This window comes from Nitratireductor aquibiodomus NL21 = JCM 21793, from assembly GCF_000615975.1.
In the GTDB taxonomy this organism is placed as follows: domain Bacteria; phylum Pseudomonadota; class Alphaproteobacteria; order Rhizobiales; family Rhizobiaceae; genus Nitratireductor; species Nitratireductor aquibiodomus.
Map to the genome: position 1 here is coordinate 18,788 of NZ_BAMP01000057.1, position 8,579 is coordinate 27,366.

An 8,579-nucleotide genomic window follows, 5' to 3' on the forward strand; every position below is an offset into this window, starting at 1 on the left:
CCGCCCGCCATTCGGTCGGGCAGTTCCACCTCGACGTAGTAGCGGGCCGGAATGCTCAGTTCCAGCGCGGGGTCCTGGCCGACCCAGTACGCCTGCTGGATGTCTGTGAGCGCGAAGGTGTCGGGCCTGCCTGCGGGTTCCACGTCGCCGTCTCGACGGAGTTGGTCCATGAAGTGTCACCCCGTCAGGTCATTTGATCTGTGTCGAAGAACTCGATGACCGAGCTGCCGCCGAACACGAAAAAGGGGAAATATTCGGCGATCACGTAATCCGCGCCGCGGCCGATAGTAAACGGCGCGAGATGGGCGGCCGTTTGCGCATAAAGCATCAGTGGCACCCCATTGCCGCGGCACAGGTTCGAGATGTCCTGGAACGTGCCGTTAGCAAGCGTCATTCCGGTGGCCAACACGAGATCGAACGTGCCTATTTCCCCGGAGATGTCGTCAGGATGAATGAACTGGAGGCGGTCCGATTGATCCTGCTCGACCCTGGCGTCTGTCTGGGCCTGGGCATCGAGATCTGTCACCGTAACGCTGATACCGTGACTCGCGAGATCCCTGGCGATCGCCTTGACCAACCCGATCATCAGCACGCGTTTGTTCCTGGCATCACCCAGCTTGGCGACGACGTTTCTACTGTAGAATGCCGGCCGCTGTTCCGATTTGACCCGCACCTCGCCTTCGAGAATGATGCGGTCCGAGGCTTTCTTCGGGAATTTCGCAAACAGAGCGTCCATGACAGCGATCTGAGAGGACCTGTCGAACGTGTGCAGATGGTCCAAGGCGTTCCTGCCGACAAGATCCTCACCGCAGAATGTGCTTCCTCTCTCGGCATAGGCGCAGCCCTGGCCGAAGATGTAGGCCATTCTGATGTCGTACTGGAAGCGTCGCTCCGTCACCTCGGGCTGAACTGTCAGATCGATCGTCGACATCTGCCGGAGGATCGGCGCCTCCGCGAGGTTGCTCCTGGCATAGTCGATCAAATCGACAAGATATCGTGGCAGTGTCGAGTTCATGGTCGCCTCCTAGCTCGCTTGAATTTCGATCTGAATGGTTGCAAGGGCGCGGTCGCAGTTGGCCATGGCTTCTTCGGGCGTATCGCCGACGCAGATGACATGTCCGGGCCGATCGAATGAATCGCGTATCGGCGCAACCTCGTCCCCGGCGATGATCCCAATCTGCAGGTCGGCAACCCGGGGCTGCCAGCGGGCCGCATATTGTCCTGCGATGCGTTTGACCCTGCCCGGTCGCGGGAGGAGGAATTTTATCGCAGCCGCTCTTTGCGATATCGGCGGGGCCGGAAGGGGTGCCGCAAGGCCTAGAGGCCATTTCAGGACATATTCCAGAATGTCGAGCTCGTGCGAAAGCAGCAGTAGATTGATGATGCAATCGCCGCCGACCCGGTTATGCGTTTCGATGATCCGCGGGCCTCTATCGGTGAGCTTTATTTCGGTGTGCGACGGCCCGTCCCGAAAGCCCAGCGCATCGAGGCAGGCGGCAATATACTCGCAGACGCGTTGCCGGTCGGCTGTGGGCAGGGGCGCTGGCATTACATGCCCCGCCTCGACCAGGGGGTTTTCCGCGGCAATGCCCGCCAATAGCTTCTGGGTGATGGCAATCACCACGTGGCGGCCAGAAAATGAAAATGCCTCGACCGAGTATTCTGGGCCGGTGAGGAAGGGCTCTGCGATTGCTTCACCGCCCATGCCGCTGAGGTCGAGCATCCCGGCCTCCTCTCTCGTCTCGATCTTGGTGACGCCCTGGCTGGCCTGCCCGTTGACCGGCTTGACGATCACCGGTGCGCCGTTACACTTGAGATAGTCGATGATGTCTGAATTGCTGCGGACGAATATCGCTTCCAGATCGTCCACACCGGCCGCGTTCAATCTCTGCCGCATCAGATACTTGTCGCGAGTACCTTCGACGACGTGCCGGGCTTCATCAGAAAGACCGAGAAACCCGGCGATCTCGGCAGCAGGTTGGAGACCGGGCTCGGTCAGGCTGACAACACTGTGAAACGGATCGGCCGCATGGAGAGGTGCGATCAAGCGGCGTAACGCGGCTTGATCCTCGTAATCCATGATCAGGGCTTCCGGCACAGCCTTCAGCAGGTCGGGCTTCAGCCGCTTTGGCGTTTCGACAAGCAGGAAATTCATGTCGTTGGCGAGGGCGGTGTCGCACATTTCCCTGCCGGCCCCAATCAGGAGCGTTCGCCGACCATTCATTGCCCATACTCCGCTTCATCGTTGTGCATCGGCCTGGTCTTCACGACGAGCCAAAGCACAGCCGAGGCCGCTACGATTGCGATCGCGGCAACAGCAAACATCTGCCACACCGCAAAACTGTTTCCGGAAGCCTGATAGCGTTCTTGAGCCACCGCACCCAAGGAACTGCCGGCAAAGGCACCGATTCCGGCAGATAGGCCCAAGAGCCCGAAGCAGGTTCCGGTATAGCGACGGGACAGAGCCGACGTCTCCAGATCAAGGCGAAGCGTCAGCAGCACCTCGGCCAAGCTGAGAACGGCGACCGCCGCAAACAGTAGTACGGGGATCGTTCCTGCCAGGCTCAACAGCGCATAGGCCATGCCGATGATCGCAAACCCGCCCGTGAAAATTCGTATGCGCGGGCTTTGCCTGATCCACGAGACCATTGGTGGCTGCGCCAGAACGACTACCAGTGCGTTGATGACGAACACGGCCGAGGCACCCATCCCACCGAACAGTTCGAAGGCTCCGACCGGAACCAGAACCTCAAGCTGGATGTAGAAGGCGAAGAAAAACATCATATTGACGCAAAGCACCACCACCGTCGGCTGCTTGACTAGGCGGAGAACCTGCGAGAAACGGAACTCGTTGGCCCCGGACCGGACGGGAATTTCAAGCCGCAGGTTCATCATTGCGAGCGCCAGGAAGAGTCCCGCAATGGCAAGGAACAGCATGTTGGGCGAGAGGGCGAAGACGAGTGAGCCGGCAAGTGGGCCGAGCGCTACGCCGGCATTGTTGCAGATATTGCGCGCCGAAAGGATTGCGGCTCGGCTCCTGTCGTCCGACAGATTGATCAGCGCGGTCTTCGCTGCCGGCAGGTAGAGTGCGCTACCCGAGCCGAGCAGCGCTCCGCCCGCCAGGAGTGGCCAGAAACCATCGGCAAGCGCAAGCAGGACATAGGCCGGAATGCGCAGCAGCAGCCCCGTATTCATCACCACCCGAAGGCCGAAACGATCGGCCGCAACCCCCCCGATCAAGGCCCCGCCATGCTGGAGCCAGACGGTGGTTCCAAAAATGATCGCTGCATCGGTGAGACTCAATGCTGTCTCGCGGACGAGATAGATCGTGAAGAACGGCAGCGCCATGAAGATGCCGAAGCTGGCAAGGAAATTCGTTGCCAGAATTGTCCGCACGCCATTTCTCAATGGGCCGAGAAGGACAAGCTCACCGAGGTATGTTTTCAACAGGGTAGGAATGACATGCCTCCACCGGGCGGGAATTGCGGTACGGCAGTTCAGCCTGCCGGCGACGCCATGGCGATGGAAAGCGCGTTGCCTGCCGCCATGACGTTCATGATTGCCTGCGCACTTGTCGTACCCGCGGCATGAAGCGTACCGATGCAGCCGCGATCGTCGTGAGGGAATTGAACATCGGCGCCCTCAGAAATGATCTCCAGATACTCCGGGCGACCAGGGAAGTGCTTGACCCGATCCCGACCTTCCACTGCAATCAGACGCCCAGCACCCGGCGGATAGACCAGCTTGACCGCGTAACGGTCTTCGGCGTTGAGAGGCACATCCAAGAGCTGTGGCCGCTGTCCGAGCGCAATTTCCAGGAAGGCTGCATAGACATTCGTCCGGTAGCTCCGGCAGACCAGTTCCCCCAACAGCGATCCGCCAAGTCGGGTGTTGATTTCCACGACCTCAAGTCCGTCAGGGGTCATCATGAATTCAGTATGTGCCAGACCGGTTTCATAGCCGACTGCATCAAGGACGCGCTTTATCCACTGCGATATCTCCTCGAACTCCTTCGGATTCGTGTCCAAAGGTGTGATGACCGCCTCTTCCGTGAATCTCGGCTCCGGGCTCATAAGTCGGCCCGAAAGGGCGAACATCCGCATTTCTCCCCGGTAGGAGACGGTTTCCGCGCTGTGGAGCGTACCTCGAAAATAGGGCTCCATCGTCAGATGGGCGACGTGAAGCCGGTCGAACGCCTCATCCAGTACCTGCTCCAGCGCGGCGACGCTCTCTATCAGCCAAACATTCCTGCTACCGGTTCCCGACCGCTCCTTCACGATCATCGGGCCGGACAAATGTCCTGCTAGCGCCCGCCTGTCCGTATCACGATCGATCATCACCGCCCGCCCGCGTGATAGCCCCGCATCGTTGAGAAGATTCCTCAGAACGGTCTTGTCCCTGCACTTGCGTACGGCGTCTGCGCTCTGGCTCGGAAAGCTGAATTCTTCCGCCATTTTCAGCGAAAGGTTGGTCCAGTAGTCTGTCGGATTAATTAGCCCAACCGCACCCAACTCGACGATCTTCTGACGCACCGCAGTCTCATCAGTGGTATCCATATCGATGATCTGCAGTCGACTCGAACTGACGGTCCGCAACTCATGCAGAAAGCGGCCCCGCTCCTTCGTCAGGAGCACCAGATTTACGTCGAGATCCTCCGCTGCCTGGGTCATCCTTCCCAAGCCGAAGTTCAGTGCCTCTAGTATTACTACGGCTTTCTTCACACAAATTCCTCCAATACCGACCCACACGGTTCGTCAGCAGCACGATTAAATTGAATTAATTATGCATTTCTCTAATAATTATAGAATTATTATTGCTAACTCCGGCTATCGATAATCGCAATACAATTGCATAATTGCCAATAAACCCAATTAAGGCCTTTTTCTATAAGGAAAAAATTTCACACAGCATGTTACCCGCAATTTAATTTCTACCATTGCTCCAACTCGGGCAAATCTCCCTCTTAAAATATGTATTGTCAATACATATTTTAAGAGGGAGATTTTTCGGCAACTCTGTGGTGCCGGAGTGGCTGAGGATGTGTGGCTTGCGGAACAGGATTCCTCTATAGTCCGTTCCTGTCGAGGCCTCTTTAGGCTACGACGGCGATGCCTCGTGCAATCAAACGCGCCAATTTCAGATCGTGGCGCATCTCCACCAGGTCAAGAGAGAATGCAACTAACAACATTCACCGATTACGCCTTGCGGGTGCTGATGTTCGCCGGATCGGCCGGTGAGAAACTCGTCACCGTTGAGGAGGTCTCACGCGTTTACGGAGTTTCCCGCGCACACCTAGTAAAGGTCGTCCATCTTTTGACCAAAGAGGGATACCTGAAGGGATTTCGTGGGCGATCAGGCGGATTCACGCTCGCAAAACCCCCCGAAGAGATACGGCTTGGGGCGATCGTTCGCTTAACCGAACCGGATTTCAATATGGTTGAGTGCTTTTCAACCGGGAATAAATGCATGATCATTCGTAGCTGTCTTATTCCGAATGCCATCAACGAAGCCTTGACGTCCTTCATTGCTACACTGAACCGTTACTCCCTCGCGGACATTATGCTGTCGGAATACAACTTCATGTATCCAGACCCGCCAACGGAGGGTACCAGAGGTCCCATCTTCGGAGCCACAGGCGTGTCTCGCTCCCCCAAATAGGCTGTCGGTCGCCTCACCTACTGTGCTTGTGCAAACAGACGGCGTCCTTTAACATGATTGAATTACTCATGTTACTGGCGGACACCGGATGCTCGTCAACGCTGTCCGGTGGAGGTGATCATGTGCGAGTCTGCCGAGAGCCTGGGTCAGGGCGCTGCCGACGGAAAACGCCCGATGGCCCATAATTCCGATCCCTATCGGCAGGAAGTATCACCGGCTATCCCAGCCGGGGGTGTTTACCATGGCGCGCCGAGTTCCGTTCTCCACGCAGGCGAGCACGCCTTGCGGTCACTAGAAAGCCGCCGTTCCGTCGGGCAAGGCTTTCTTAGTGAGCCCGGGCCACGCAGGGAGGAACTCTTCCGCATTCTGTCCATTGCAACGTGCGTCCCCGATCACGGTAACCTTGAGCCGTGGCGCCTGATAGTATTCTCCGACGATACCCGAATTGCAGTCGGTGAGCGGTTATCTGCCGCATATCGTCATGAGAACAATTTCATGGAACTGCACCGGCTTGAGAAATTTGCCAACTCTGTGTGTCAAGCGTTCTCCTGCACACCATTGACTGTGCTCGTGATTAGCAGTCCCTCGCTTATGACCAATATCCCTATATCTGAACAGGAGGCCTCAGCGGCCGCCGTGTGTATGAACATGCTCAATGCAGTTCACGCCTACGGGTTCGGCGCAAAGTGGGTAACAGGGTGGGCGGCCAGCAGCACGAGTGCAGCAGCAGTCTATGGGCTCAACACCCATGAGCGCGTAGTCGGTATCATCCACATCGGCACTTCAACGGAGTGTCCCAAGGAACGGAAACGACCTGACCTTAACCGAATTGTTCGTTACAATCTGATTGAAGAAGAACCAAATTTGACCTGAGTTCCTAAACACCTTCAAGGATAAGCCGGGCATGTCTACCGGGATAGGAGCAGTCCAAAATTTTGTAGAGTCTGTCAAATGGGGGAGACGGGCAATTTGAAGTCTCCTAGGCTCACGGAAGAACAGATCAACCGGCACAATGCGATCCAGAAGGGCGTGGCCTCAAAAAATGGTGACGCTCGATGTGAAGCAGAATGCCGTGGCTCATGTCTGTTTGGTTAACGTCACTTCGCAAGCCACCTACAATCCAATCCCTCGTGTCCTGCCAAGCTTCCAGGACACCGAGCCTCCCTGCACGACGCCCATGACCTCACGGCCAAGCTGGCGGTCTATGACCGGCCGCCATGGGACAAGCGTGAACTCGTGAGACTTCTCGACCAGGGCGAACTTGCCGCTCGATAGCTGGACGGTGCCGGTGAACTTGCCGCTGACGGTTTCGCCGTCCGCCGCCGCCCGGAACGGCAGGCCCTTGCTCGCCGCCAGCTCCGCACTGGCGTGGGCAGTTTCGCGCTCGCGTAGCGTGGCGAGAAGATTGCGCCGATAGAAGATACGGCCATCCCGGTTGCGGGTGGCGTCTCCCCGCTCGACGTGATGTTTCCGGCGGCGGTCCATGGCGTCGCGGACCTCCTGGCCGAAACCGGCGGAACCGAGATCCGATGCGTATGGAGAAAGCAGCGTGCGGTCCAGCCAGGTCGCGCCGTCTGCGCCGATCTGCCTTTCCAGATCGAAAGAGGACAGGACACGGATGCTGGCCTGCCGGTTTCGGCCGGCGTCGTAGGCGGCGGCGCGGCTCTCGAAATCCTCGGGGATGCGCCATTGGCCAGCGTCGATCCGCTCGACGATCCCGGCACGGCGCAACGCCTCCAGCCGGCGCACATGGGCATCGACGTATCCCTCGTAGTCGCCACCGGGAACGCGCCCCTCGAACTTTGCCTGCTCCAGATGGCGGCTCGGCCGATAGACGCCATCCTCTGCGATTGCCGCAATGGTCCGGTCGGACGGGCGCTGCGTCGTCTCGGCCGGGCCGATCTCGATGACGCTGCCGATCCGCGCATCCTCGACGCGGGCCGGGTCGATGCCCGAAAGATGATGGGTGCGGCCGTCGATCCCGTCCACCACGACGGTCAGGTTCTCGCCCATCTCGTCGGACAGGTATTTGTCCACGACGCGGCCGACGATAGGAGCTTCGGGCGGCCGGTCATGAATCTGGAAGGTCATGGGGTCGCGCTCAAGGCCGTCCGCCTTCAGCGCCTTGTGCATGGTGCGGATGATGTCGCCGCGTTCGCCCAGCTCGCGCAGCGCCGGCTCCATCCGCTCGCTCAACTCCCAGACGCCCGGCGCGTGGGGTGTGGCGAGGCCCATCTTTTCCAGCTTGGCGAGGCGACGGAGACGCAGGGCGCGGTTGAACTGGCGCTTGTGGTCGGAAGGCTCATGGCGCAGGTCGAGGAAGCGGCCATCCGCCTCGTCGGCCATCGCCCGGTCGATGCGGGTGAACCGATCTTGATCTATCTCGGCAGACAGCTTGCGGGCCTGCTCGATCTCGGTGACGGGGCCGAGCTCCAGCGTGGTCAGTTCGGTCGCGCGATCGCGGATGCCGTTGGCGAGATAGTCGCCGTTGATGACAAGGTTCTCGCCCAGGTCGTCCTTGCCGCGCACGATGACGTGGACGTGGGGATGGCCGGTGTTGTGGTGATTGACGGCGACCCAATCGAGCCGGGTGCCAAGGTCGGCTTCGATCCGGCTCATGAGGTCGCGGGTATGTGCGGTGAGGTCGGTCAGGTCCGTCCCATCCTCGGCGGAAATGATGAAACGGAACTGGCGTTCATCCTCCTTGCCGCGATCAAGGAAGGCTTGCGGCTCGGCGCGATCCTCAGTGGCGGAATAGAGCTGACCGCGCTCGCTGTCGCGAGAGGTTCCGTCGCGCTGGATATAGCGCAGATGCGCGGCCCCTTTGCCGTTCCTGCCCGCGTTCTGAACGTAGCGGGTCTTCACGACGACACGGCGCATGCCGGGCGCGCTGTGACGCCAGCCGCCCGACAGGGTGCGGG

At 59.1% G+C, this 8,579-nt stretch carries 7 protein-coding genes; 2 read left to right on the forward strand and 5 right to left on the reverse strand.

All coding sequences use genetic code 11. The features are described 5' to 3' along the window. Nucleotides 1-184: 184 nt before the first annotated feature. From JCM21793_RS15120 to JCM21793_RS15135, 4 genes are all read right to left on the reverse strand, one after another. Entirely contained in the window at nt 185-1,015 is an 831-nt protein-coding gene (locus tag JCM21793_RS15120; protein ID WP_025030903.1) for a Rossmann-like domain-containing protein, read from the reverse strand. 9 nt (nt 1,016-1,024) lie between these two features. Further along, nucleotides 1,025-2,224: an ATP-grasp domain-containing protein gene (locus JCM21793_RS15125; RefSeq protein WP_081784739.1), complete on the reverse strand. Its 1,200-nt coding sequence runs from the start codon at nt 2,222-2,224 to the stop codon at nt 1,025-1,027. Beyond that, on the reverse strand, nt 2,221-3,396 hold the full coding sequence (locus tag JCM21793_RS15130) for an MFS transporter (RefSeq protein WP_155983458.1): 1,176 nt from the start codon (nt 3,394-3,396) through the stop codon (nt 2,221-2,223). Before JCM21793_RS15130 ends, JCM21793_RS15125 begins: the two co-directional genes overlap by 4 nt. Before the next feature lie 101 nt (nt 3,397-3,497). After that, nucleotides 3,498-4,721: an ATP-grasp domain-containing protein gene (locus JCM21793_RS15135; protein WP_025030906.1), complete on the reverse strand. Its 1,224-nt coding sequence runs from the start codon at nt 4,719-4,721 to the stop codon at nt 3,498-3,500. A 451-nt stretch (nt 4,722-5,172) separates the two neighbouring features. Here JCM21793_RS15135 and JCM21793_RS15140 point away from each other — a divergent pair, with 451 nt between their 5' ends. Then, on the forward strand, nt 5,173-5,658 hold the full coding sequence (locus JCM21793_RS15140; protein WP_025030907.1) for an RrF2 family transcriptional regulator: 486 nt from the start codon (nt 5,173-5,175) through the stop codon (nt 5,656-5,658). Nucleotides 5,659-5,778: 120 nt separating this feature from the next. Beyond that, a complete protein-coding gene (locus tag JCM21793_RS26305; protein ID WP_155983459.1) occupies nt 5,779-6,531 on the forward strand; it encodes a nitroreductase family protein in 753 nt (250 codons plus the stop codon). Nucleotides 6,532-6,771: 240 nt separating this feature from the next. Here the strand turns inward: JCM21793_RS26305 and JCM21793_RS31275 are convergent, their stop codons facing one another. Further along, entirely contained in the window at nt 6,772-8,538 is a 1,767-nt protein-coding gene (locus tag JCM21793_RS31275; RefSeq protein ID WP_306306762.1) for a relaxase/mobilization nuclease domain-containing protein, read from the reverse strand. Between the last annotated feature and the right edge of the window lie 41 nt (nt 8,539-8,579).